21 protein-coding genes are annotated in these 25,258 nt (G+C 67.4%); 15 read left to right on the forward strand and 6 right to left on the reverse strand.

The features are described from left to right. Window position 1: 1 nt before the first annotated feature. Complete coding sequence (locus tag KUV38_RS01795) at window positions 2-3,271, forward strand: L-glutamate gamma-semialdehyde dehydrogenase (protein ID WP_222468412.1); 3,270 nt, start codon at window positions 2-4, stop codon at window positions 3,269-3,271. A 55-nt stretch (window positions 3,272-3,326) separates the two neighbouring features. On the opposite strand, the gene KUV38_RS01800 is transcribed toward KUV38_RS01795, so the two are convergent. Both KUV38_RS01800 and KUV38_RS01805 read right to left on the reverse strand, forming a co-directional pair. After that, a complete protein-coding gene (locus KUV38_RS01800) occupies window positions 3,327-5,363 on the reverse strand; it encodes an NADH:flavin oxidoreductase (protein ID WP_222468413.1) in 2,037 nt (678 codons plus the stop codon). 166 nt (window positions 5,364-5,529) lie between these two features. Then, window positions 5,530-6,405, reverse strand: coding sequence for a MurR/RpiR family transcriptional regulator (locus tag KUV38_RS01805; protein WP_410001013.1), 876 nt, complete (start codon window positions 6,403-6,405; stop codon window positions 5,530-5,532). 94 nt (window positions 6,406-6,499) lie between these two features. Here KUV38_RS01805 and KUV38_RS01810 point away from each other — a divergent pair, with 94 nt between their 5' ends. From KUV38_RS01810 to KUV38_RS01875, 14 genes are all read left to right on the forward strand, one after another. Further along, window positions 6,500-7,258, forward strand: a complete 759-nt coding sequence (locus KUV38_RS01810) for an N-formylglutamate amidohydrolase (RefSeq protein WP_315898582.1) — start codon at window positions 6,500-6,502, stop codon at window positions 7,256-7,258. Beyond that, window positions 7,255-7,887: a TRAP transporter small permease subunit gene (locus KUV38_RS01815; protein ID WP_222468416.1), complete on the forward strand. Its 633-nt coding sequence runs from the start codon at window positions 7,255-7,257 to the stop codon at window positions 7,885-7,887. The genes KUV38_RS01810 and KUV38_RS01815 overlap by 4 nt, the downstream gene beginning before the upstream one ends. Continuing rightward, a complete protein-coding gene (locus KUV38_RS01820) occupies window positions 7,887-9,215 on the forward strand; it encodes a TRAP transporter large permease subunit (RefSeq protein ID WP_222468417.1) in 1,329 nt (442 codons plus the stop codon). Before KUV38_RS01815 ends, KUV38_RS01820 begins: the two co-directional genes overlap by 1 nt. A 46-nt stretch (window positions 9,216-9,261) precedes the next feature. Continuing rightward, a complete protein-coding gene (locus tag KUV38_RS01825; protein WP_222468418.1) occupies window positions 9,262-10,299 on the forward strand; it encodes a TRAP transporter substrate-binding protein in 1,038 nt (345 codons plus the stop codon). Between the two features lie 69 nt (window positions 10,300-10,368). After that, window positions 10,369-11,733 (forward strand): glutamine synthetase family protein, encoded by a 1,365-nt coding sequence (locus KUV38_RS01830; RefSeq protein WP_222468419.1) that lies wholly within the window; start codon window positions 10,369-10,371, stop codon window positions 11,731-11,733. A 3-nt stretch (window positions 11,734-11,736) separates the two neighbouring features. Further along, on the forward strand, window positions 11,737-12,105 hold the full coding sequence (locus tag KUV38_RS01835; protein ID WP_222468420.1) for a VOC family protein: 369 nt from the start codon (window positions 11,737-11,739) through the stop codon (window positions 12,103-12,105). Next, entirely contained in the window at window positions 12,098-13,480 is a 1,383-nt protein-coding gene (locus KUV38_RS01840; protein WP_222468421.1) for an aldehyde dehydrogenase family protein, read from the forward strand. The genes KUV38_RS01835 and KUV38_RS01840 overlap by 8 nt, the downstream gene beginning before the upstream one ends. Continuing rightward, a complete protein-coding gene (locus KUV38_RS01845) occupies window positions 13,477-14,622 on the forward strand; it encodes an iron-containing alcohol dehydrogenase (protein WP_222468422.1) in 1,146 nt (381 codons plus the stop codon). The genes KUV38_RS01840 and KUV38_RS01845 overlap by 4 nt, the downstream gene beginning before the upstream one ends. A gap of 46 nt (window positions 14,623-14,668) precedes the next feature. Further along, window positions 14,669-15,472: a DUF6635 family protein gene (locus KUV38_RS01850; RefSeq protein WP_222468423.1), complete on the forward strand. Its 804-nt coding sequence runs from the start codon at window positions 14,669-14,671 to the stop codon at window positions 15,470-15,472. 57 nt (window positions 15,473-15,529) lie between these two features. Next, on the forward strand, window positions 15,530-16,978 hold the full coding sequence (locus KUV38_RS01855; RefSeq protein WP_222468424.1) for an amidase: 1,449 nt from the start codon (window positions 15,530-15,532) through the stop codon (window positions 16,976-16,978). A 46-nt stretch (window positions 16,979-17,024) separates the two neighbouring features. Further along, window positions 17,025-18,074: an ABC transporter ATP-binding protein gene (locus tag KUV38_RS01860; protein ID WP_410001014.1), complete on the forward strand. Its 1,050-nt coding sequence runs from the start codon at window positions 17,025-17,027 to the stop codon at window positions 18,072-18,074. Then, window positions 18,071-18,967, forward strand: a complete 897-nt coding sequence (locus KUV38_RS01865; protein ID WP_222468426.1) for an ABC transporter permease — start codon at window positions 18,071-18,073, stop codon at window positions 18,965-18,967. The genes KUV38_RS01860 and KUV38_RS01865 overlap by 4 nt, the downstream gene beginning before the upstream one ends. Then, window positions 18,960-19,760 (forward strand): ABC transporter permease, encoded by an 801-nt coding sequence (locus KUV38_RS01870; protein WP_222468427.1) that lies wholly within the window; start codon window positions 18,960-18,962, stop codon window positions 19,758-19,760. The genes KUV38_RS01865 and KUV38_RS01870 overlap by 8 nt, the downstream gene beginning before the upstream one ends. Before the next feature lie 52 nt (window positions 19,761-19,812). Then, complete coding sequence (locus KUV38_RS01875; RefSeq protein ID WP_222468428.1) at window positions 19,813-20,838, forward strand: extracellular solute-binding protein; 1,026 nt, start codon at window positions 19,813-19,815, stop codon at window positions 20,836-20,838. Between the two features lie 71 nt (window positions 20,839-20,909). Here the strand turns inward: KUV38_RS01875 and KUV38_RS01880 are convergent, their stop codons facing one another. The 4 genes from KUV38_RS01880 to KUV38_RS01895 form a co-directional block, all read right to left on the reverse strand. Continuing rightward, on the reverse strand, window positions 20,910-21,941 hold the full coding sequence (locus tag KUV38_RS01880) for a histone deacetylase family protein (RefSeq protein WP_222468429.1): 1,032 nt from the start codon (window positions 21,939-21,941) through the stop codon (window positions 20,910-20,912). 62 nt (window positions 21,942-22,003) lie between these two features. After that, window positions 22,004-22,687, reverse strand: a complete 684-nt coding sequence (gene gph / locus KUV38_RS01885; RefSeq protein WP_261385119.1) for a phosphoglycolate phosphatase — start codon at window positions 22,685-22,687, stop codon at window positions 22,004-22,006. Next, window positions 22,684-23,556: a sugar phosphate isomerase/epimerase family protein gene (locus KUV38_RS01890; RefSeq protein ID WP_222468430.1), complete on the reverse strand. Its 873-nt coding sequence runs from the start codon at window positions 23,554-23,556 to the stop codon at window positions 22,684-22,686. Before KUV38_RS01890 ends, gph begins: the two co-directional genes overlap by 4 nt. Beyond that, a complete protein-coding gene (locus KUV38_RS01895) occupies window positions 23,553-25,241 on the reverse strand; it encodes an FAD-dependent oxidoreductase (RefSeq protein ID WP_261385120.1) in 1,689 nt (562 codons plus the stop codon). The genes KUV38_RS01890 and KUV38_RS01895 overlap by 4 nt, the downstream gene beginning before the upstream one ends. Window positions 25,242-25,258: the final 17 nt, after the last annotated feature.

Here is a 25,258-nt window from a genome sequence, read left to right on the forward strand (position 1 = left end):
CATGAGCACGCACCCCACACCCCCCGCCACCTCCGCCGCCCTCGGACAGATCGACGCGCTGAAGCGCCAGCCAGAACCCTCGCTGGTGGAGCGGCTCATCACTGAGGCGGCGCTGGATGGCGCGGCGCGGGCGGAGATTTCATCCGAAGGCGCAAAGCTGGTGCGGCGCATCCGTGCCGACGCTCGGCCCGGTCTGATGGAGGTGTTTCTCGCCGAATACGGCCTGTCGACCGATGAGGGCGTGGCGCTGATGTGCCTTGCCGAGGCGCTGCTGCGGGTGCCCGACGCCGAGACCATCGACGACTTGATCGAAGACAAGATCGCCCCCTCGGACTGGGGCAAGCACATCGGCAAGAGCGCCTCGCCGCTGGTCAATGCCTCCACCTGGGGGCTGTTCCTGACCGGCAAGGTGCTGGACGAGCGCCCGGGCATGGCGACTCGGCTAAGGGGCGCCGTGAAGCGGCTGGGGGAGCCCGTGATCCGCGCCGCTGTGGGGCGGGCGATGCGCGAGATGGGCCGCCAGTTCGTGCTGGGCGAGAGCATCGGCGCCGCGATGAAGCGCGCGCAGGGGATGGAGGCCAAGGGCTACACCTACAGCTACGACATGCTGGGCGAGGCGGCGATGACCGCCGCTGACGCCGAGGGCTATGCCAAGGCCTACGCCGATGCGATTGCGGCGATTGCCAAGAACTGCAAGGGCGCGATGGCGGAGAACCCGGGCATCTCGGTGAAGCTCTCGGCGCTGCATCCGCGCTACGAGGTCGCCAAGCAGGACCGGGTCATGGACGAGCTTGTGCCGGTGGTCACGCGGCTGGCTCGGCAGGCGGCGGAGGCGGGGATGAACTTTGCCGTCGACGCCGAGGAGGCCGACCGGCTGGTGCTCTCTCTCAAGGTGATCGAGGCGGTGCTTTCCGATGAGGCGCTGGCCGGATGGGACGGCTTCGGCGTGGTGGTGCAGGCCTATGGCCGCCGCTGCGGTGCGGTGCTGGACTGGCTGCATGACCTCGCCGCGCGGCTGGGCCGCCGGATCACCGTTCGGCTGGTGAAGGGCGCCTATTGGGACAGCGAGATCAAGCATGCTCAGGTCGAAGGGCTCGATGACTTCCCCGTTTTCACCGCCAAGCCCGCGACCGACATCAGCTACATCGCCAACGCCCGCAAACTGCTGGGCATGACCGACCGGATCTATCCGCAGTTCGCCACCCACAACGCCCATACCGTTGCCGCCGTTTTGCACATGGCGCAGGGCCTGCCGCGCTCGGCCTTCGAGTTTCAGCGACTGCACGGCATGGGCGAGCGACTGCATGATCTGGTGCTGGCCGACAGCGGCACCAAGTGCCGGATCTACGCGCCGGTCGGCACCCATAAAGACCTGCTGGCCTATCTCGTGCGGCGGCTGTTGGAGAACGGGGCGAACTCCAGCTTCGTGAACCAGATCGTCGATGAGAGCGTGCCGCCAGAGGTGGTGGCGGGCTGCCCGTTCGAGGCTTGGAGCGGGCCGGCGAAAATCGCCAAGGGGCCGGAGGTGTTTGCGCCCCGGAAGAACTCGCGCGGCTTCGACCTGAGCGATGTGGGCGAGCTGGAGCGGATTGGCGCGGCGGTGGCAGGGGCCGAGCCGCGCGGGCCTGTGGCGGATGCGGGGGCCGAAGAAGTTGAGGCGGCGCTGGCGGCAGCGCAGCCGTGGGGTGCGCCGGTGGCCGAGCGGGCGGAGGTGCTGCGCCGCGCGGCGGACTTCTACGAGCGCGAATGGGGCGCACTGTTCGCGGTGCTGATCGCCGAGGCGGGCAAAACGCTGCCCGATGCGGTGGGCGAACTGCGCGAGGCAGTGGACTTCTTGCGCTACTACGCGGGCGAGGCGGAGGCGGCGCCAGCAGAGGCGCAAGCGCGGGGCGTGTTTGCCTGCATCAGCCCGTGGAACTTTCCGCTGGCGATCTTCACCGGGCAGGTGGCTGCCGCGCTGGCAAGCGGCAACGGCGTGCTGTCCAAGCCCGCCGAGCAGACCCCACGCATCGCCGCGGCGGCGGTGGCGCTGCTGCATGAGGCGGGCGTGCCTCGAGAGGTGTTGCAACTGGTGCCCGGAGAGGGCGCGGTGGTGGGCGCGGCGATCACCTCGGATGCGCGGGTGAGCGGCGTGGCCTTCACTGGCTCCACCGCCACAGCCAAGGCGATTGCGCGGGCGATGGCCGGGGGCATGGCGCCTGGCACGCCGCTGATCGCGGAGACCGGCGGGCTGAACGCGATGATCGTCGACAGCACGGCGCTGCCGCAGCAGGCGGTGCGCGACGTGGTGGCCTCGGCCTTCCAGTCTGCCGGGCAGCGCTGCTCGGCTCTGCGCTGCCTTTACGTACAGGAGGACGTGGCCGAAGGCTTCATCGAGATGCTGAAGGGCGCGATGGATGAGCTGGCGGTTGGCGACCCGGGGCGGCTGCAAACGGACGTGGGGCCGGTGATCGACGCGGAGGCGGCGGAAGAGATCCGCGCTTATGTGGAGGCGGCTAAATCCGACGGGCGGCTGGTGAAGCAGCTGGACGCACCGGAGGGCAATTTCGTCGGGCCGGCGCTGATCAGCGTGGGAGGCATCGCCGACCTCGGCGGGCGCGAGGTCTTCGGGCCGGTGCTGCATGTGGCGACCTTCAAGGCCGGAAAGATCAGGCAGGTGGTGCGCGACATCAACGCCACCGGCTACGGGCTGACCTTTGGCCTGCACACCCGGATCGATACCCGGGTGCAGGTGGTTTCAGACGCCGTCGAGGCGGGCAATGTTTATGTGAACCGCAACCAGATCGGCGCGATCGTGGGCAGCCAGCCTTTTGGTGGCGAGGGCCTTTCGGGCACCGGGCCAAAGGCGGGCGGGCCGCATTACTTGCAGCGCTTCCGGCAGGGGGCCGTGGAGCGGCCTGCGGAGGTGATCGGCATGGGTGGGCCAACCGGCGAGGCGAACCGCCTGCGACTGGACCCGCGCGGGGGTGTGGTTTGCTGCGGGCCGGATACGGATGCGCAGCTGGCGGCGGTCGAGGCGCTGGGCGGGCGGGCCGTTGCGACCTCTGTCGCAGAGGCGTTGGAGATGGACGCGCTGTCGGCGGTTCTGTTCTGGGGCGAGGAAGCCGAGGCCCGCAAGATCGCGGTGTCGCTGGCCGGGCGCGACGGGCCAGTGGTGGCGCTGGTGCGCGGCCAGCCGGACGTGGGGCATGTGATGCACGAGCGGCACCTCTGCGTGGATACCACGGCGGCGGGCGGCAACGCGGCGCTTCTGGCGGCGGTCTCGGAGTAGGGGCCGGCCGCGAGGGGCGGTGAGCAAATGGCCGAGGCGCGGGACGAGTCCCGCCCTAAAGGGCCTTGCAGAGGCGGAGCGCGCCGTAGATCGCCGCGTGGGTGTTGCGCGAGGCCACGGCATCCCCGATGCGGAAGAGGCGGAAGCTGCTCTCCGGGTTCGGGGCGAGGGTTTGCGGGGCGCCGTTGCGGAGCGCGGTGTAATCGACCTCGCCGAGGTTGCGGCTCAGGGGCTTCAGGTCGAAGTAAAGGTCATCGAGTGGGCGGGTGCCGTTTGAAATGACCACCTGATCCACCTCGCGGGTGGCACTTGCGCCGTAGTCGGAGCCGATCTGGGCGTTCAGGGCGTTGCCGCTGCGGGTGATCCCATCGAGCCGCCACATGACGGTGGTACGCACGCCGAGGCGCTGGAGGGCCTGCATGGCGGGGGTGAGGGTCATTCCCATGACCTCGGGCGCGAAGCTGCGGTCGCGCGTCATGATCTCGACCTCGCCGCCTGCTTCGGCGATCATCTCTGCGGCTTGCAGGGCGGTGTAATCTCCGGCCTCGTCATAGACCAGCACGCGCTTGCCGGGGGCGGCATCGCCCGAAAGAATATCCCACGGGGAGACGGCCAGCTCGTTGTTGTCGGGCAGGTAATCCTCCGCCGCGAGGCCGCCTGTGGCGATGATGGCCACATCGGGCAGGGCGGCGGTGATGTCTTCGGGCTCGATCCAGCTGTTGTAATGGAAGGTGACGCCCAGGCGCTCGCATTCGGCGAGGCGCCAGTCGATCACCTGCATCATCTCGGCGCGGCGGGGCGAGCGGGCGGTGAGGCGGATCTGGCCGCCGGGGTGGGGCGCGGCCTCGTGAAGGGTCACAGAGTGGCCGCGTTCGGCACAAACACGGGCGGCCTCCAGCCCGGCGGGGCCTGCACCGACCACAGTGATGGTCAGCGGCGTTTCGGCGGGGGCGATGTGGTGCGGTTGCTCCAGCTCGCGGCCGGTGGCCGGGTTGTGCAGGCAAAGCGCGGCACCGCCCATGTAAATGCGATCGAGGCAGTAGTTGGCGCCGACGCAGGGGCGGATGCGGTCTTCTTCCCCGGCTTCGATCTTGGCGATGATGTCAGGGTCAGCGAGGTGGGCGCGGGTCATGCCGACCATGTCGAGCTTGCCTGATGCCACCGCGTGGCGGGCGGTCGCCACGTCCTGAATTTTGGCGGCGTGGAAGGTGGGGATCTGCGCCTCTGCCCGGACTTCACCAGCGAAATCGAGGTGCGGCGCGGAGGGCTGGCCCTGCACCGGGATGATGCCCGTGAGAGCCGCGTCGGTCTCCAAGTGGCCACGGATGACGTTTAAAAAGTCCACTTGGCCGGAGGCCTTGAGGCGCTTGGTGATCTCGATGCCATCGGCGCGGGTGATGCCGCCTTGGGTGGCCTCGTCGGCGACGTAGCGAATGCCGACGATGAACTCGCGGCCTACGCGGGCGCGGATGGTCTCCAGCACCTCCATCGTGAAGCGCAGACGCGAGTCATAGTCCTGCGGGCCATAGGGGCCGGTGAGCTGGTTGCGGGACGGCGACCAGAAGGCATCCATCAGGTGGCCGTAGCTCTCGAGCTCGATCCCGTCGAGGCCTGCTGCCTGCATCCGTTCGGCGGCATCGGCGTAATCAGCGATGATGCGGGCGATGTCCCAGTCTTCAAGCTGCTTGGGGTAGTGGCGGTGGGCGGGTTCGCGGGCATGGCCGGGGGAGAGGGCAGGGAGCCAGTCGCCCCGGTCCCACCGCGTGCGCCAGCCGAGGTGGGTGAGCTGGATCATCACCGCGGCGCCGTGTTCGTGGCACTCGTCGGTGAGTGCGCGCATCCACGGCACGCAGTCGTCCTTGTAGGCGAGAATGTTGCCGAAGGCGGGCGGGCTGTCAGGCGAAACGACGGCGGAACCGGCTGTCATTGTGAGCGCGATGCCGCCCTTGGCGCGGGCCACGTGGTAGGCGCGGTAGCGGTCCTTGGGCAGACCATCCTCGGTATAGGCGGGCTCGTGGGAGGTGATCATCAGCCGGTTGCGCAGCGTGAGGTGTTTGAGCTGGAAGGGCTGGAGGAGGGGATCTGTGGCCATGGGCGGAGGGTGGCGTGGCGGCGTGGGAGGCGCAAGGGCGCAGGGCGACAGGCGGGGGCGGGTTTACGACCTCTGGCGGGGTCGGCTGAGCAACGCCTTTGGGCCTTTCGGCGCATTGGCCGTGCGCCAGCGCGAAGACGTCTCGACGGGCAGGTGAGCGGCCCCGTCAGCCCCGGAAAATCTTGCTCGCCCCGATCATGTCTTCCAGCGCCGAGATCCGCTCGGCGGAGGAAGCGGCGGCGCGGGTTTGGACCTCGGCCACCAGCGCCTCGACCAGCAGGTTGATCGCCAGTGTCGAATCCCAGGAGGAGGGCACCTCGACCATCGCGCGGAACACGTGGGCAGCGTGGCGTTCGATCGGCGAGCCCCATGCGTCGGTGAAGAGCACCACGTCGGCGCCGGCCTCCACCGCCAGCCCCGCGAGCTTTTCGAGCTCGCGCTCATAACGGCGGATATCGAAGACGACCAGCACCGCGCCCGGCCCCATGTCGAGCAGGGCCTGCGGCCAGACTGAGGGCGAACTGTCGAGCAGGGTCACGCCGGGGCGGATGATTTGCAGGTGGTTGAAGAAGTAATGCGCGTTCGACCGGGTGATCCGCCCGCCCAGCAGGTGCAGCCGCCGAGCCGGGTCGGAGAGCAGAGCGGCGGCGGCGTCGAAGGTCGCCAGATCGAGCCGGTCCAGCGTGCGGTTGATGTTGGCGGCAACGGCCTCGGTGAAGCGGGCCACGATATGGTCGCCGGAGGGGGCGACATCGAGCTTGGCCAGCGGGCGCTTCATCCGGGCGGCGATCTCGTCGCGGATCGCGTCTTGCAGGTCGGGGAAGCCATCGAACCCCAGCTTGCGGGCCAGCCGGATGATCGTGGGGGTCGAGACCTCGGCCGCCTCGGCCAGCCGGGTGATACTTTGCAGCCCGGCCACGAGGGAATCGTCGAGCAGCACGGCGGAGAGCTTGCGCTCGGCGGCGGTGAGCTCGGCCTGTCGTTCCTTCAGCAGATCGCGGATCAGCGGCTTGGGGCCCAAGTCTTGTTCCTTTCGATACATCCGCAGGTCGAATGTAGGGAACGTTACAGGAAAAATCTTGACATGCCACAAAATCCTGTAGTGATGATTACGAAATTCGACATGGGGGATGAAGGTGGCCGAGAGTTGGGAGCCGGTGGAGGTAACGCGGGCCGAAGGGCGCGGGCCGGTGGTGCTGGTCTGCGAACATGCGAGCCGCGCGTTTCCGCAGCCGTGGGGAGACCTCGGGCTGAGCGCGGAGGCGGCAGAGAGCCACGCGGCCTGGGATATCGGCGCGCTCGATGTGGCCCGAGCCCTCGCGGCCCTGCTCGACTCGCCGCTCGTTTCGGCCCGCGCCTCTCGGCTGATCTACGACCTCAATCGCCCGCTGGAAGCGCCCGATGCGATCCCGGCGCAGAGCGAGCTCTACGCCGTACCCGGAAACGCCGGGCTGAGCGCGCAGGAGCGCAGGCAGCGCTACGCCGCGCTGCATGACCCGTTTCATGGTACGCTGGCCGATGTCATCGCCGGACGGGAGAGCGACGCGCTGGTGACCATCCACAGCTTCACCCCGGTCTATCGCGGCGTGAAACGTGATGTAGAGCTGGGCTTTCTCTACCATTCCGACGACCGGATGGCCGAGGCTGCGCTGGCCGTGGAGCGGGCCAAGGGCACCTATCGCGCCGCGCTGAACGAGCCCTATGCCGCCTCCGATGGCGTCACCTACACCCTGCGCAAGCATGGCGATACAAACGGCCTGCCCAGCCTGATGATCGAAATCCGCAATGACCTGATCGACACAGAGGCCCGCGCCCGCGACATGGCGGTGCACCTGATGCCCGCATTGGCCGCCGGCATCGCAGCAGTGGCCGAAGATCGGCAGGCCGCCGAATGAGCTTTTTGCGCGGCTTCGTTGCGGTGGTCGACCGCTTCAACCACGGCCTTGGCCGGATCATGATGTGGGGCATCTTCGCGCTGATGGGCGTGCTGCTCTGGTCCACATGGACCAAGTTCGCCGGCGCGCCCTCGCTCTGGACGCTCGAAATGGCCCAGTTCGTGATGGTGGGCTACTACATCCTCGGCGGCCCCTACGCGATGCAGATGGGCTCCAACGTGCGGATGGACCTCTTCTACGGCGAGTTCTCCCCGCGCCGGAAGGCGGCTTTCGATGCCGTTACGGTATTGTTTCTGCTCACCTATCTCGGCTTCCTGCTTTGGGGCGGGATCGGCTCCACCGCCTATTCTCTGGGGCATTTCACCGGCGAGCCCTTCAGCTTTTTCGCGGAGCTGACCGGCGCATTCTTCTCGGGCGGCAGCGAGGCGGCGGGCGGGGTGATGGGGCATGTGGAGACCTCCAACTCCGTCTGGCGGCCGCCGCTCTGGCCGATCAAGCTGGTGATGTGTGTGGGTATCCTGCTGATGATCCTGCAATCGCTCTCGGAGCTGGTGAAAGACATCATCTTCCTGCACACCGGCGAGCGGATTGCCGTGCCCAGTGACCGCGCGGCGGGAGGGGCAGCCTGATGCCCTACGAATTGATCGCGCTTCTGATGTTTTCGACCATGATGGTCATGCTCTTCACCGGGCAGCGGGTGTTCGGGGCCATCGGCTTTGTTGCCGTTGTCGCCGCCTTCCTGCTTTGGGGCGACCGGGGCGGCTATGATCTTGGCTTTGCCGCGGCCATCAAGCTGATGCGCTGGTATCCGCTGCTGACCCTGCCGATGTTCATCTTCATGGGCTACGTGATGAGCGAGTCCAAGATCGCCGATGACCTCTACAAGATGTTCCACGTCTGGTTCGGCGGCATCTCGGGCGGGCTGGCGATTGGCACCATCGGGCTGATGGTGCTGATCTCGGCGATGAACGGCCTCTCCGTGGCCGGCATGGCAATTGGCGCGACCATCGCGCTGCCCGAACTGCTGAAGCGAAACTACGACAAGATCATGGTGACAGGGGTCATACAGGCCGGGTCATCGCTGGGTATATTGGTGCCGCCATCGGTGGTGCTGGTGCTCTACTCGATGATCGCGCGTCAGCCGGTGGGGCAACTCTGGCTCGCGGGCGTGCTGCCGGGGCTGATGATGGCCGCGCTCTTCGTCATTTACATCTACATCCGTTGCCGGGCGAACCCCGCCCTCGGGCCGGTGCTGCCGAAGGAAGAGCGCGACGCGGTGCCGATGGCCGAAAAGCTGCGGCTGCTGACGGCGGGCATCCTGCCGGTGGTGATCTTCGCGGTGATGATGGTGCCCTTTGTGATGGGCTATACCAGCCTCGTGGAAAGTTCCGCCGTCGGCGCGCTGGCGGCCCTCACCGCCGCCGTGCTCAAGCGCCGGATGACCTGGCGCGTGTTCGAGACCTGTCTGCGCCAGACACTGGGCGTGACCTGCATGTTCATGTGGATCATCCTCGCCGCCCTCGCCTTTGGCGCGGTCTTCGATGGCCTCGGCGCGGTGAAGGCGATCGAGAACCTCTTCACCGAACAGCTGGGCCTGAACCCCTGGGTGATCCTGATCCTGATGCAGCTCTCGTTCCTGGTGATGGGCACCTTCCTCGATGACACGGCGATGCTGGTTATCGTCGCGCCGCTTTACGTGCCGCTGGTGGGAGAACTCGGCTTCAACCTCATCTGGTATGGCGTGCTCTACACGATCACCTGCCAGATCGCCTACATGACCCCGCCCTTCGGCTATAACCTCTTCCTGATGCGGGCGATGGCGCCGCCGGAGATCGGGATCAAGGATATCTACCGCTCCATCGTGCCCTTCGTAGGCGTGATGGCCGTGGCGCTGGCCCTCGTGATGGCCTTCCCGCAGATTGCGCTGTGGCTGCCGGACCTCGTTTACAACAACTGAACCAGAGGCCGGCAAACGGCCCGACCCAACGACAAGGAGAGAGAGAATGACGACGAGAAGAACGTTCCTCAAGGGGGCCGCCATTGCCGCCCCCGCCGCGCTGGCCACCCCGGCCATCGTGAAAGCGCAGACCGCCATCAAGTGGCGCTGGCAGACCTACGCGGGTGCCGCGCTGGGCGAGCATGTGACCAAGCCGATGGTCGATTACATCAACACGGCGGCCAACGGCGAGCTGGAGATCGAGCTGTTCTACGCCGACCAGATCGTGCCTACCGGCGAGCTCTTTCAGGCGCTCCAGCGTGGCACCATCGACGCCGTGCACTCGGATGACGACTCGATGGCCTCGCCCACCCCGCTGCGCCAGTTCGGCGGCTACTTCCCCTTCGCCACCAAGCACATCCTCGACGTGCCGGTGCTGTTCAACCAGTACGGGCTGAAGGAGATCTGGGAAGAGGAATACGCCAAGGTCGGTGTGAAGTGGCTGGGTGCCGCCGGGCAAGACCCGTGCAACTTCAACACCAAGAAAGAGATCACGAGCGTTGCCGACCTCGACGGGCTGAAGCTCTACACCTTCCCCACCGCCGGGCGGTTCCTGTCGCAGTTCGGCGTGGTGCCGATGAACATCCCTTACGAGGATGCCGAGGTTGCGGTGCAGACCGGCGAGCTTGACGGCATGGCTTGGTCGGGCATCACGGAAGACTACACCGTGGGCTGGGCCAACGTGACGGACTACTTCCTGACCAACAACATCTCGGGCGCCTGGATCGGCTCCTACTTCGTCAACGAGGCGCGCTGGGCTGAGCTGCCGGAGCACCTCAAGACGCTGGTGATGGCAGGCGTCGAAGCGGGCCACACCTACCGCAACCAGTGGTACTGGGGCGGCGAGGCCAAGCTGCGCGCCACCGGCGACAAGCTGGAGCTGCGCACCGTGCCGGCCGCCGAGTGGGCCGAGGTGGAGAACGCCGCCAAGGCCTTCTGGGAAGAGATTGCCCAAGAAGGCGAGATCCAGCAGAAGATCGTGAACATCTTCAAGGAGTATAACGGCGTCATCAACCAGGCTGGCCCGCCCTACACCAACGGCTGATCCCGCTTGGAAATGACATACAGGGTGGCCCCGCAGCGGGCCGCCCTGACCCGTGAAAGGATAAGAGAAATGCCCGGCAACCTGACCCTCGAGACCCTCACCGAAATGGCCGCCACCGGCGAGATCGACACCGTTCTGGTGGCGCTGGTCGATATGCAGGGCCGGTTGATGGGCAAGCGCTTCCATGTGCAGAACTTTCTCGACCACTCGGTCGAAGAGACCCATTGCTGCAACTACCTGCTCGCCACCGACCTGGTGATGAGCACCCCCGATGGCTACAAGGCCACGAGCTGGGAGGCGGGCTATGGCGACTACGTCATGCGCCCCGATCTGAGCACCCTGCGCCACGTGCCGTGGCTCGAAGGCACGGCGATGGTGATCTGCGATATCCTCGACCATCACCACCATGCGCCCGTGCCGCATTACCCCCGCGCCATTCTGGCCGCGCAGGAGGCACGGCTGGTTGAGATGGGCTTTACCTCAGCGATGGCGACCGAGCTTGAGTTCTTTCTCTTCGAGAAGGACTACCGGACCAACCAGAAGGAGGGCTACCGCGCCCTCGTGCCGTTCAACGGCCACAACGAAGATTACAACCTCTTCCAGACCACCAAGGAAGAGAGCATCATGCGGCCCCTGCGCAACCACCTCGTGGGCGCGGGCGTGCCGGTGGAGAACACCAAGGGCGAGGCAGAGCTGGGCCAGCAGGAACTGAACATCCGCTACGCCGGCGCGATGGACTGCGCCGACAACCACACCATCGCCAAGCACGCCACCAAGGAGATTGCCTGGGCGAACGGCGTTTCGGCCACCTTCCTGCCGAAGTGGAAGGCCGGGATGGTCGGCTCTGCCAGCCATGTGCATATGTCGCTCTGGAAGGGCGGTGAGGCCTCGTTTTATGACGCCGATGCGCCCCACGGCCTCAGCGAGCTTGGCCGCCAGTTTTCTGCCGGGCTGCTGAAATACGCCCCCGATATCATGGTCTTCCTCGCGCCTTACGTGAACAGCTACAAACGATTCGCCCCCGGCACCTTTGCCCCCACCAAGACCGTCTGGTCGGTAGACAACCGAACCGCCGGCTTCCGCCTTTGCGGCGAGGGCACCAAGGGCGTGCGGATGGAGTGCCGGATCGGCGGCTCCGACATGAACCCCTATCTTGCCCAGGCCGCCCTGCTGGCCGCCGGGATCGCCGGGATCAACGAGAAGCTCGAGCTCTCGGACCCTGTGAGCGGTGATGTCTATGCCGACGATGGCGCACAGGAGGTGCCCCGCACCCTCCGAGATGCGATGGAGACCCTGAAGGCCTCCGACATGCTCCGCGCCGCCTTTGGCGATGACGTGGTCGATCACTACTATCGCGCCGCCGAGTGGGAGCAGGAAGAGTTCGACCGCGCCGTCACCGACTGGGAAATCGAGCGCGGCTTCGAGCGGGCCTGAGCCATGATCGGGCGGATCGACCATATCGTGCTGACGGTGCGCGACGCGGAGGCCTCGGTGGCCTTCTACGTTCGTGTGCTCGGCATGGAGCCTGTCACCTTCGCAGGCGGGCGGAGGGCGCTTGCCTTCGGGCAACAGAAGATCAACTTGCAGACCCTCGGGCAGGAGACCCGCAACTTTGCGGGCATCGGCTCGGGTGATCTCTGCCTGATCACCGAATGGCCGGTGGAGCGTGTGCTCGCCAAGCTGGCCGAGGAAAACGTGGAAGTGGTGGAGGGCCCCGTGGCGAAGTCGGGCGCGCTGGGGCCGATCACTTCTGTCTATTTCAACGATCCCGACGGAAATCTGATCGAGGTAAGTCGCTATGACTGACGTGCTGAAATGTATCTCGCCGATTGACGGCACGGTCTTTGCCGAGCGCCCGGCGCTCTCGCTGGAGGAGGCGCGGGCCTCGGTGGCCGAGGTGCGCGCGGCGCAGGCTGCATGGGCCGCGCGGCCGCTGGAAGAGCGGATAAAGCTGGTCATGGCAGGCGTGGCCCGCGTGGGCGAGATGACCGATGAGATCGTGCCCGAGTTGGCGCAGATGATGGGCCGCCCGGTGCGCTACGGCGGCGAGTTCGGCGGCTTCAACGAGCGCGCGAACCATATGGCGGAGATCGCGGAAGAGTCGCTGGCCGATATTGAAGTGGGCGAGGACGCTACCTTCCGCCGCTACATCCGCCGGGTGCCCTGGGGCGTGGTCTATGTCGTGGCGCCGTGGAACTACCCCTACATGACCGCCATCAACACCGTGGCTCCGGCGCTGATCGCCGGCAACACGGTGGTGCTGAAGCACGCCACCCAGACGCTGCTGGTGGGCGAGCGCATGGCGCGGGCCTTCCACGAGGCGGGGGTGCCGGAAGATGTGTTCCGCAACGTGTTCCTGAGCCACGAGGTGAGCGATGCGCTGATCCGTGAACGGGCGTTCAATTTCATCAACTTCACCGGCTCGGTTGCGGGCGGGCAGGCGATGGAGAAGGCGGCAGCGGGCACCTTTGTGCCGGTTTCCACAGAGCTGGGCGGCAAGGATCCGGGCTACGTGTCCGAGGATGCCGACCTCGACGCAGCGGTCGACACGCTGATGGATGGCGCGATGTTCAACGCCGGCCAGTGCTGCTGCGGGATCGAGCGGATCTACGTGCACGAGAGCCTCTATTACGCCTTCCTCGAGAAGTCGGTCGCCTGGGTGAAGGCGCTGAAGCTCGGCAACCCGATGGAAGAGGCCACCACGCTCGGCCCGATGGCGAGCCCGCGCTTTGCCGCCGTGGTCCGCGCGCAGATCGCCGATGCGGTGGCGGCCGGTGCCGTGGTCCACATCGATACCCTGCCCGAGGATGACGGCGGCGCCTATCTGACCCCGCAGATCCTGACGGGTGTCACCCACGACATGGAGGTGATGCGCGAGGAGAGCTTCGGCCCGGTCGTCGGCATCATGCCCGTCTCGGGCGACGAGGAAGCCATCGCCCTGATGAACGACTGCCGCTACGGCCTGACCGCCTCGGTCTGGACGGCCGACGTGGAGCGCGCCGCCCGCATCGGCGACGCGCTGGAAACCGGCACCGTCTTCATGAACCGCGCCGACTATCTCGACCCGGGCCTCTGCTGGACCGGCTGCAAGGACACCGGGCGGGGCGGCGGCCTCTCGGTGATCGGCTATCACAACCTGACTCGCCCCAAATCCTACCACCTCAAGAAGGTCACGAAATGAGCCTCACAGGAACCTGGTCCTACCCCACTGCCATCCGCTTCGGCGCGGGGCGCATCGCTGAACTGCCTGAAGCCTGCATTGCCGCGGGCATCACCAAGCCGCTGCTGGTGACAGACAAGGGCCTGAAGTCGATGGAGATCACCACGCAGGCGCTGGACATCCTTGATGCCGCCGGGCTGGGCCGTGGCCTCTTCGCCGAGGTGGACCCGAACCCGAATGAGCTGAACCTTGAAGCGGGGCTGAAGGTCTATCGCGAGGGCGGGCACGATGGTGTCATCGCCTTCGGCGGCGGCTCGGGTCTGGACCTTGGCAAGATGGTCGCCTTCATGGCGGGCCAGTCGCGCCCGGTCTGGGACTTCGAGGATGTGGGCGACTGGTGGACCCGCGCCGATGCCGACGCCATTGCGCCGATCATCGCCGTGCCGACCACGGCGGGCACGGGCAGTGAGGTGGGCCGCGCCAGCGTCATCACCAACTCCGAGACACATGTGAAGAAGATCATCTTCCACCCCAAGGTGCTGCCCACGGTGGTGATCAGCGACCCGGAGCTGACTGTTGGGATGCCGAAGCACATCACCGCAGGCACCGGGCTCGATGCCTTTGCGCATTGTGTCGAGGCCTATAGCAGCCCGTTCTACCATCCGATGTCCCAGGGCATCGCGCTGGAGGGCATGCGGCTGGTGGTCGAGAACCTGCCCCGCGCCTATGCCGATGGCACTGACATCGAGGCCCGCGCCAACATGATGAGCGCCGCGGCGATGGGCGCGGTGGCCTTCCAGAAAGGGCTGGGGGCGATCCATGCGCTGAGCCACCCGATCGGGGCGGTCTACGGCACGCACCACGGCACGACCAACGCCGTCTGTATGCCTGCCGTGCTGGAGCTGAACGCGCCGGAGATCACCGAACGCTTCGACAGGGCGGCGGGCTACCTTGGCATCGAGGGCGGCTTCGAGGGGTTCAAGGCCTTCGTGCAGGAGTTCAATGACTCCTTGGGCATCCCCCGCAAGCTCTCCGAGATGGGCGTGGGCACCGACCGGATCGCCGAGCTGACCGCCATGGCGCTGGAAGACCCTTCCTGCGGCGGCAACCCGGTGAAGCTGGACGAGGCCAACGTGAAAGCGCTCTTCAAGGCGGTGATCTGAGAGGATTGCCCTTTCGAAACCCGCCCGGACGCCCCACATAGAGGCCATGGACACACGGGACGCGATGGTGCGCCGCTTCGTGCGCGAAACCTTCGGGCCGAGGGGCACGCTCGGGTTGCACCGGGCGGCCTTCGGGCTGGATCTGTTGCGGGCGCCGGTGAACGTGGTGCTGGCGCCGGTCTTCCTGCTGCTGAAGCTGCTCGGGCTGATCGCAAGGCTCTGCCGCGCCCGGCGGCTGGGGGATTGGCTGCTGTCGCGGCGGATCGTCTTTCAGACCGCCGTGTCGCGGAAAGTGGCCGCAAGGGTCACTGCGCTGATCGCGGAGATGGACGCGGTGGGCGCAGGGCCGGGCGCGCCGGAGCCGGTGGTGCAGCGGGCGGTGGAAGATTACGTGGGCGTCCGCAATGCCGTCTCCGAGATCACCACGGTGCTGTTTGTCCTCATCACCGGCTGGGCGCTCTTCCACTCCGCCACGCTTGGCGTGCTCTCGCTGGCGGGGCCGGTGGCCGACATGCGGGCCCAGGCGCTGGCGATCGAGAACTACTGGGCCGGGCAGTGGCTCGGGCAGGTCTATTTCGGCTGGTTCCCGCGCGCGCTCGACCCGTGGCAGGTTGTGCTCACCGGGGTTGTGCTGGCGATGCTGGCCTCGCTCGTCACCACCTTCGCGGGCGTTCTGGCGGACCCGGTGCAGCTTTGGCTGGGCGCCCACCGGCGCAGGCTGATGCGGCTGCTGGCTCGGCTCGATGCGCAGGCCGAAAGCGCCTCCGGCCTCTCGCGCGAACATGCCGTGGCCCGGCTCGGCGACCTCACCGATATCGCACTGGCGGTCTGGCGCGCGCTCCGGCCGTAACCCGTTGACTCCGCTGTAAGGCCGGTCAGACTTGGCCCAACTCACGGGGAGACTCTCATGGCAATGGAACGGCTGGACGCGACCGCTCTGGCGGAACTCGTGGCGCGGGGCGAGGCCACGCCGGGCGAGTTGCTCGATGAGGCGCTGGCGCGGGTTGCAGCGGTGAACGGCGAGTTGAATGCCGTGGTGCTGGTGCAGGAAGAGGCGGCGCGCGCGGCGATTGCGGCGGGCTTGCCCGAGGGGCCGTTCAAGGGCGTGCCGTTCCTGCTGAAGGATCTGGGCGCGGAGGCACAGGCCTACCCGGCGCACAATGGCTCGGCGCTGCTGCGCGATACAAAATACAGCTACGACAGCGAGATTTTCCTGCGGATGCAGGCGACCGGGGTGGTCACCTTCGGGCGCACCACCGCGCCGGAGGGCGGCGTCGGGCCGGTGACGGAAGCCAGCGTCTATGGCGGGCCAACGCGCAACCCGTGGGACGTGAGCCGCACCTCGGGCGGCTCCTCCGGCGGGGCGGGGGCTGCCGTTGCGGCGGGCATCGTGCCGATGGCGCATGGCTCCGATGGCGGCGGTTCGGTGCGCATTCCGGCCTCATCCTGTGGGCTCTTCGGCTTCAAACCCACCCGCGCGCGGTTCCCCGATGGGCCTGCGGCGGGCGAGGGCTGGGCGGGGATGGCGACGGATGGCTTTTTGACCCGTTCGGTGCGCGACAACGCCCGGATGATGGATGCCTGCGCCGGGCCAGACTTAGGCCAGCCCTATGCCGCGCCGCCCATGCCGATGAGCTACAGCGAGGCGATCACCCGCCCGCCGCGCCGCCTGCGGGTCGCGGTTTGTGACACCAATTTCAGCGGCGGCGCAATCGACCCAGAATGCCAGCGCGCGGTGCAGGAAACGGCGCAACTGCTGGAAGACCTCGGCCACCACGTGGAGCTTGCCCGTCCGCAGGCAGACCACGACATGATGATGCAGGCCTGGACCCGGATCGTGGGCTGCGGCACGGCGCTCTGGGTGCGCGAGACCCTGAAGAAGCGGGGCAGGGCGCTTGCAGAGGGCGACGTGCAGGGCGTGGCGCGCGGCGCGATTGCCTATGCCGCCGGGCTGACCGGGCCGGACTATCTGGCCGCCGTCGATTCCATCCACGCTTTCGGGCGGCAGATGGCGCGGTTCTTTGCCGAGGGCTACGATGTGCTGCTCTCGGCCACGCTGGCGGAGCCGCCCGCCAAGGTTGGGCGCTTCAGCCATGAGCGCGAGGATTTCGAGAATTACCGGATCGGGCCGGGCGGCGTGTTTGACTACTCGCCTTTCTGCGCCGCCTTCAACGCCAGCGGCCAGCCGGCGGCCTCGGTGCCGCTGCACTGGACGCCGGAGGGCCTGCCCGTGGGGCTGCACCTTGCCGCCCCCTTCGGCGCCGATGCGGAGCTGATCGCGCTTTGTGCAGAGCTGGAGCAAGCCCGCCCATTTGCGCAGCGCCGCCCGCCTATCGATGCAGCAGCGCTTGCTTAACGTGCTGACAAGGCGCAGTCTTGTGGCACACGAGGGGGCCAGTGAATTGAGCGAAGAAAACGCTGTCGTCGCACAGAATGTAGGCAAGATCTACGGCACCGGGGCCGCGGCCTTCACCGCCTTGGGCGACATTTCCATCGCGATCCGCAAGGGCGAGTTCTTTACCCTGCTTGGCCCCTCAGGCTGCGGAAAGACGACGCTGCTGCGCTGCATCGCGGGCTTCGAGACGCCGACGAGCGGGGCAATCCTGCTCGGTGGGCGTGACATCACAGGGGTGCCGCCCAACCAGCGGCCAGTGAACACGGTGTTCCAGAGCTACGCGCTGTTCCCGCATCTGACGGTGGCGGAGAACGTGGGCTTTGGGCTGAAGATGCAGGGTAAGAGCAAGGCCGAGATCGACGCCGCGGTGGAGCGGGTGCTGGCGCTGGTGAAGCTCGAGCCTTTTGCCACGCGGCTTCCGGCGCAGCTTTCGGGCGGGCAGCAACAGCGGGTGGCACTGGCCCGCGCGCTGGCGCCGGAGCCGGAGGTGCTGCTGCTGGATGAGCCGCTCTCGGCGCTCGACCTCAAGCTGCGCAAGGCCATGCAGGTGGAGCTGAAGCGGCTCCAGACCGAGACCGGCATCACCTTCATATTCGTGACTCATGATCAGGAAGAGGCGCTCACCATGTCCGACCGGATCGGGGTGATGAGCGCCGGTGCGCTGCTTCAGGTCGGCAGCCCGCATGAGATTTACGAAAAGCCAGTGAACCGCTTTGTCGCTGATTTTATTGGGGAAACCAACTTCATCGAAGGCGAGGCCAGCGCGGCAGGCGTTGAGATTGCGCCCGGTGTGGTGCTGCCGGTCACGGGCCACGGCGGCCCGGTCACGCTGGCGGTGCGGCCCGAGCAGTTGCGCATCGGCGAGCCGGGCGCGGGGCTGGAGGCCGAGGTCAAAGAAGCCGTCTACATGGGGACCGACACGCATTACACGCTGGCCCTCGCGGGCGGCCCGCAGGTGGTGGCGCGGGTGCAGAGCAGCGCCGGACCGGAGCCGCAGGTGGGCGACAAGGTGGGCGTCACGATCGATGCGCAATCGGTGCAGGTGCTCAGCGAATGAACGGGCCGGGGCGCAGCAAGGCGGCAAACGGATGGCTCCTTTCGGCGCCCGCGCTGCTTCTGCTGCTCATCGCCGCCAGCGGCCCGCTGTTGATCGTCGCGGTCTACTCCTTTCTGGAAAAGGGCGATTACTCGGGCGTCCGCTGGATTCTCTCCGGCGAGGCGTGGTTCAGGGTGCTCTTCGAGCGTGACATCTTCGATGGCACGGTTTCACTGGCCGATGCGAACCTCTCGATCTTCTGGCGCTCGGTGAAACTCTCGCTGGCGACCACGCTCATCACCTTCGCCCTTGGTCTGCCGACGGCATGGTTTATTGCCACGCGGCCTCCCAAAGCCCGTGCGGTCTGGCTCTTTCTCATCACCATCCCGTTCTGGACCAACCTCTTGATCCGCACCTTCGCGATCATGGAGGTGATCCGGAACCAAGGCCTGCTGAACACCTTCCTGATCAACATGGGCGTCATCTCCGAGCCGATCCAGATCCTCTATACCGACACGGCGGTGCTGATCGGGATGGCCTATGTCTACTTGCCGCTGATGGTGCTGCCGCTCTTCGCTGCCATCGACCGCTTCGACTTCAAGCTGATCGAGGCCGGGTATGACCTTTACGCGACCCGCTGGCGCATCCTGCGCAGCGTGGTGCTGCCGATCATCAAGCCGGGGATCGTGGCTGGCTGCATCCTCGTCTTCGTGCCGAGCCTCGGCGCTTACGTGACGCCGCGCGTGCTGGGCGGCGGCAAGAACATGATGATCGGCAACTTCATCGAACTGCAGTTCGGGCAGGGGCAGAACTGGCCGCTGGGGGCGGCGCTGTCGATGGTGCTGCTCATCATCGTGATGGGGGCGCTGCTGGTCTACACCCGCGTCTCCGACAGGGACGACCCCCATGCGTAAGGCCTTCGATGTCACCACCCTGCCGGGCTTCACTTTCATCGCGATCACCGCCTTCGTGCTGCTCTACGCGCCGATCGTGACGCTGGTGATCTACAGCTTCAACGGCGGCAACTCGGTGAACCTTTGGGGTGGCTTTTCACTCAAGTGGTATGCCGAGGCGGCGGGCAACGAGGCGGTGCAGGGGGCGGCGATCCGCAGCTTCATCATCGCCATCTCGGCCTCGGGCATCGCCACCACCGTGGCCACGATGGCAGCGCTGGGCACCACCCGGCGCGGCAAGTTCAAGGGGCAGACGGCGATCTACATCATGATCAACCAGCCGCTGATGGTGCCCGAGATCGTGACCGCCGTGGCGCTGCTGATCTTCTTTTCCTCGATCAAGATCGCCACCGGCTATTCCGGCCTCGGCTACCTGATCATCGCCCACGCAGCATTCTGCGTGCCCTTCGCCTACCTGCCGATCCGCGCCCGGCTAGAGGGGATGGACCTGACGATGGAGACGGCCGCCGCCGACCTCTACGCCACGCCGTGGAAGACCTTTCGCTACGTGACCCTGCCGATCCTGATGCCCGGCGTGATCGCTGGTGCCATGCTGGCCTTCGTCATCTCGCTCGATGACGTGATCATCACCGAGTTCGTCAAATCCGCCGGGCAGGACACGCTGCCGACCTACATGCTGGGCCAGCTCCGCCGTGCGCTGACGCCGGAGGTGAACGCCATCTCGACGGCGCTCTTGGCGCTGACGGTGGTGATCCTCACCGCCTTCTTCCTGATAACCAGAAAGCGGGACTGACCCGCGCGAGACGGGGCCGAACCCCGCCGCAACCCAACAAAGGAGAGTAAGAATGAAGAAGATACTCGCAGCCACCACGGCCCTTGTGGCCAGCGCGGTCGCGGCCCAGGCCGAGGGCACGCTGAACCTGTTCAACTGGGGCAACTACACCTCGCCGGAGCTTCTGGAGAAGTTCACCGAGGAGACCGGCATCACCGTGACGGTCACCGACTACGACAGCAACACCACTGCGCTCGCGAAGGTCGAGGCAGGCGGCTCGGGGTTTGACCTCGTCGTGCCCTCGGCCAACTACGTGCCGATCTATCTTGAAAAGGGCCTGCTGGCCGAGCTCGACATGAGCAAGCTCTCCAACCACGGCAACATCGCTGCCGAGTGGATGGACGTGGCCTGGGATCCGGGCCGCAAGTTCACCGTGCCGTGGCAGTGGGGCACCACCGGCATGGCGGTGAACACGACCGTCTATGGCGGCGACGTGAACACCTCCGACATCTTCCTCGACCCGCCCGAGGAGCTGGTGGGCAAGGTGAACGTGGTGCCGGAGATGAACGACATCATGGCACTGGCGATCTTCAACGCCGGCGGCGAGGCCTGCACCGAAGACCTCGAGCTCCTGAAGGGCGTGCGCGACAAGCTGATGGCCGCCAAGCCCAAGTGGATCTCGATGGACTACGGCACCACCGACAAGCTCTCTTCGGGCGACTACGTGGCCACCGTCAACTGGAACGGCTCGACCATGCGCGCGCGGCTGAACAACCCCGACGTGGTCTACGGCTACCCGAAAGAGGGCTATCCGCTGTGGATGGACTCGGTGGGCCTGCTGGCCGATGCGACGAACGTGGAGGAGGCCTACCAGTTCCTCGACTTCATCATGGTGCCGGAGAACGCCGCGATGATCTCGGAGTTCGCGCGCTATGCCAACGGCATCGAAGGGTCTGACCCGTTCATGCCCGAAGAAATGAAGACCGCGCCTGAGATCGTGGTACCGGAGGAGTTTGCGGCAGCGGGCAAGTTCCTGCCCACTTGCCCGCAGTCGGCGACCGATCTCTACACCGCGATCTGGACCGAACTGGTGAAGTGAGCGCGACGCGCTTCTGAAAACCCGGATGAGCGGCCCCGCGGGGTGGCTCATCCGCACGACCTACCCGCAGCTCAGGCCCCGAGGAAGCCCTCCAGCACATTGACCGTGTTGATCCCCACCGCCTCGATCGCGTAGCCGCCTTCCATGCAGAAGACGCTCGGCAACCCCAGCCCGGAGATGCGGCGGCCGGCGTCGGTAAAGTCCTCCGACTCCAGCTTGAAAAAGCTGATCGGGTCTTCCTTGTAGGCATCCACCCCGAGCGAAATCACCAGCGCCTCCACGCCTGCGGCGCGGATTTGCGCAATCGCGTCGTCCAGCGCCTCGGCCCATGGGGCGTAGAGCGTGCCGGGCAGCATCGGGTAGTTGAAGTTCGCCCCTTCGCCCGCGCCCGCGCCATGCTCGTCGGCATAGCCAAGGTAATACGGGTAGGCGTGGGAGGGCGCGCCGTGGAGCGAGAGAAACAGCACGTCGGCGCGGTCGTAGAAGATGTTCTGCGTGCCGTTGCCGTGGTGAAAGTCGATGTCGAGCACCGCCACCTTGCCAGCCCCGCCGTCGCGGAACATCTGTGCCACCACCGCGGCGTTGTTGATGAAGCAATAGCCGCCATACTGGTCGGCGGTCGCATGGTGGCCGGGCGGGCGGCAGAGCGCGAAAGCGGCCTCGGCCCCGCCCGCCACGTGGCGCTGGGCGGCCTGCGCCGAGGCGAGCGAAGAGAGCGCCGCCTTCCACGTGCCGCCGGTGATCGCCGTCTCGGAGGCGTGGCAGTAGTAGCCCACCTTGCCATCGATATATTCAGGGCATCGGTCCGTGTGCATCCCGCGCGCGGGCATTCCGGCGGCGATCACCTCGCCTGCCATGCCCGCCGCCTTCCATTCGCCCCAAGCCGTTTCGAGGAACCGCAGGAAGCCCGGGTCGAGCAGCTTTTCCACCGGGGCCATGTCAGGCGCGCCGGGGGCCACTATGTCGGAGAGGCCCTGCTCCTTGAGCCGGTTCAGCACATATTCCACCCGGGAGGGCCGCTCGAACGGGGTAACGAACTGGCCGCCGGTCAGCTCGGCCTGCGGAAAGTGCAGGCGGTGGTCTTCGGAGAAGAATGTGCGCATCTCGGGGCTCCTGTGGGTGGTCTCGGCAGGAGCGTATCAGAGCCGTGGGCGGCGACCATCGCTTATTGCGCGGCCGTCCCGAGCGCGGCCAGCGCGGCGACCTTGCCGGGCAGTTGGACGAAATCTGAAAAGGCGATCTGCGGCGCCAACTCCTCAACCGGGGTCTTGCGGTAGCCCTCGGTGAAGAGGGCGAAGGGCAGGGCGGCGCGGCGGGCAGTTTCGGCATCCACCTCGCTGTCGCCCACGTAGAGCAGCGGCGTGCAGCCGAGCGCCGCGAAGGCCGCGTGCAGCGGGGCCGGGTCCGGCTTGGTGACGGCGAGGCTGTCTCCGCCGATGACGGCGTTGAAAAAGGGCGCGAGGCCGAGTGCTTCGAGGATCTGTTCCGAGAGCGCCCGCTGCTTGTTGGTGCAGAGCCCGAGCCGGTAGCCTCCAGCCTGCAAGGTCGCCAGCGCCTCTGGCACGCCGGGGTAGGGGCGCGTGAGGTCGGCAGGATGGGCGGCGTAATGCGCCAGCATCGCGGCGAGCCATTCCGGCTCCTGCTCCGCGGGCGCGGCCCGGTCGGCCATGACCCGCCGCACGAGGGTCGGGATGCCGTGGCCCACGAAGCCCGCCACCTTCTCCTGCGACATCGGGGCCTCACCGGCATCGGCCAGCATCCGGTTCACAGCGGCATGAATGTCGGCCGCACTGTCCACCAGCGTGCCGTCGAGGTCGAAGACGATGGCCATGCCGGCGTCGGGGGTCATTCGGGGCGTTCCTGCTCTGTGGGGCGGCTCGGTGCGCCGCTCGGCACCTTGTCGCCCGGTCCGAAGACCTCTGCAAGCAGGGCGCGGGTGGCGGTGGCGGCACGGGACAGCGTGGCCTCGGGGCCGTGGGCGGCGCTGTGGGCATCCATCGGCACCTCCACCCCCAACGGCAATCCCTCGGGTAGCGCCTTGAGGAAGCGGGCAAGGTCGATCTGCCCCTCGCCGGGGGGCAGGCGGGCCTCGCGGGCGGTGTGCAGCAAGGCCTCGCGGCTGTAGCTGGGCTCGACCGGCGCATCGCTTAGGTGGGCAAAGCGCAGGCGGCCGGGTTCGGCTTGCTCCAGCGCCTCGTGGCTGCTGCCCGATCGGTCAAAATGCAGACTGTCGGCCAGCACCCCCACGCCCGGCCCGGCCTGCGCGGCGAGGGCGAGGGCGGCGGCAAGGTCGGGCACCACGGCCCATGGGAAGAACTCGAGCGACACCCCGAGGTCCCGCGCCTCTGCCCGCTCCGAGAGGGCGCCGAGCGTATCGGCAAGGCGGGCGAGGTCGGGGTCGTAGGGCGCGGTGATCAGCTCCCGCGCGCCCAGCTCGGCCCCGGCGTCGAGCAGCGGGTCCAGCGTGGCGATGTCCAGCTCCGGCTCGATCATCACGAACTCGATGTCATGCACGGCAAGGCCTGTCTGCGCGAGGGCGGCCTTGGTCTCGGCCATCGCCGCCCGGTCCTCCATCAGCGGATAGGCGGGCGAGGTGGGGGTGACCCGCCGCAGCCGCAGCCCCACCGCGTCGAACCCCGCCTCCGCCGCCGCCCGGATGAACGCGGGCGGCGCCAATTCGATGGCGGTGAGGTGGGCGACCGATATCATGCGGCTCATGGCTGCTCTCCCGAAGCGTGGCGCCCGGCGATGAACCCGAAGGTCAGCGCCGGGCCGAGGTTGATGCCGCCCGCAGGGTAATGCCCGCCCATGACAGAGGCCATATCGGTCCCGGCGGCGTAGAGGCCGGGCACCGGCTGGCCCTCCGGCCCCAGCACCCGCGCCGCGCCATCGGTGACAAGGCCGGCAAAGGTGCCGAAGCTGCCAGGGATCACTCGGACGGCGTAGAAGGGCGCGCGGGCGAGCGGGGCGACGCAGGGGTTCGGCCCGTGGTCCGGGTCGCCCTGAAGGCGCATGTAGGGCGTGGTGCCGCGGTGGAAGGCCGGGTCTTCGCCACACGCCGCGCTTTCGTTGAAGGCGGCGATGGTCGCGGCCAGCCCCGCCGGGTCGATGCCGCAGGCGCGGGCCAGCGCCTCGGGCGTGGCACCGCGGGTCAGGTAGCGCGCGCGGAGCCACGGGCGCAGCGGCAGCGGGGCAGGGCGGGTGATGCCGAGGCCGTAGCGGCGGATGAAGCGGTGATCGCAGATCAGCCAGCTTTCGGGCGTGGCATCCTCCGGCGTGGCGGCAAGCAGGGCGGTGACATAATCGTGGTAGCCCAGCCCCTCGTTGCAGAACCTCTGGCCATTCGCCAGCACCCCGATCACCCCCGGCTTCCCCCGGTCGATGATATGCGGAAAGGTGCCGCGCGTGCCGCCCGGCCATCGCACCTCGGACACCGGGCAAAGCGCCGCCGGGCCGGCCAGCGCCTCGGTCTGCCGCCCGCCTGCGGCCTCGCCGGCCCGCAGCCCGTCACCCGTGGCTTCAGGCACGGCAAGGGCGGCATGGGTTTCGGGGCGGGGGAAGGTGGCGGCGCGGCGGGCGGTATCATGCGGGTAGCCGCCGCAGGCCAGCACCACGCCGCGCCGCGCCTTCACGGTCACCTCGCCCGAAGACACGGCCAGCCGTGCGCCCACCACCGCGCCCGCCTCGGTCAGCAGCCCTTCCAGCGCGTGGCCGGTGCGCAGCTCCACGCCCCGGTCCAGCGCCGAGCGCATCAGCCGCGCCACCAGTGCATTGCCGTTGCGTAGCTGCATGCCGCGCCCGTGTCGCGCCAGATCCCACAGATGCCGCGCCATCCGCCGCGCCACGTAAAGCGCCGAGCGGCGCGCGCGTAGCACGGTCATAAAGGCCCGCAGGTCCGGCCCGGCCTGGATGGTCATCCCCATGAAGCTGGTTTCGCGCATGGGCCGCCGCAGCAGCTTCAATGCCGCGCCGAGGCCTTTCGCCTCGTAAGGCTTGGCGATCACTGAGCGCCCGCCCTTGCCCGCGCCGGGCAAGTGGCTGTAGGTATCGGGAATCTTCAGCCCCGGCTCGAACTGCAGCGCCGTTTCGCGCTCGAAGAAGCCCACCATTTCCGGCGCGGCTTTGAGGAAGGTATCCACCAGCTCGGCGTTGAAGGCATTGCCCTGCACCGCCTCCAGATAGGCCTGCGCCGCGCCCGGCTCTTCCGCTACGCCGCCCGCCGCGCACACCGGGTTGCCCGGTGCCCAGATCCAGCCGCCCGACCATGCGGTCGTGCCGCCGATCACATCGGCCTTTTCGGCCACCACCACCCGCAGCCCGCGATGGGCTGCCACAACGGCCGCCGCCAACCCGGCGGCGCCGGAGCCTGCCACAAGCAGGTCGCAGGTGATCTCTTCGGCCAAGGCCTCCTCCCGTCTCG

This window comes from Vannielia litorea (assembly GCF_019801175.1).
Classification (GTDB): domain Bacteria; phylum Pseudomonadota; class Alphaproteobacteria; order Rhodobacterales; family Rhodobacteraceae; genus Vannielia; species Vannielia litorea_B.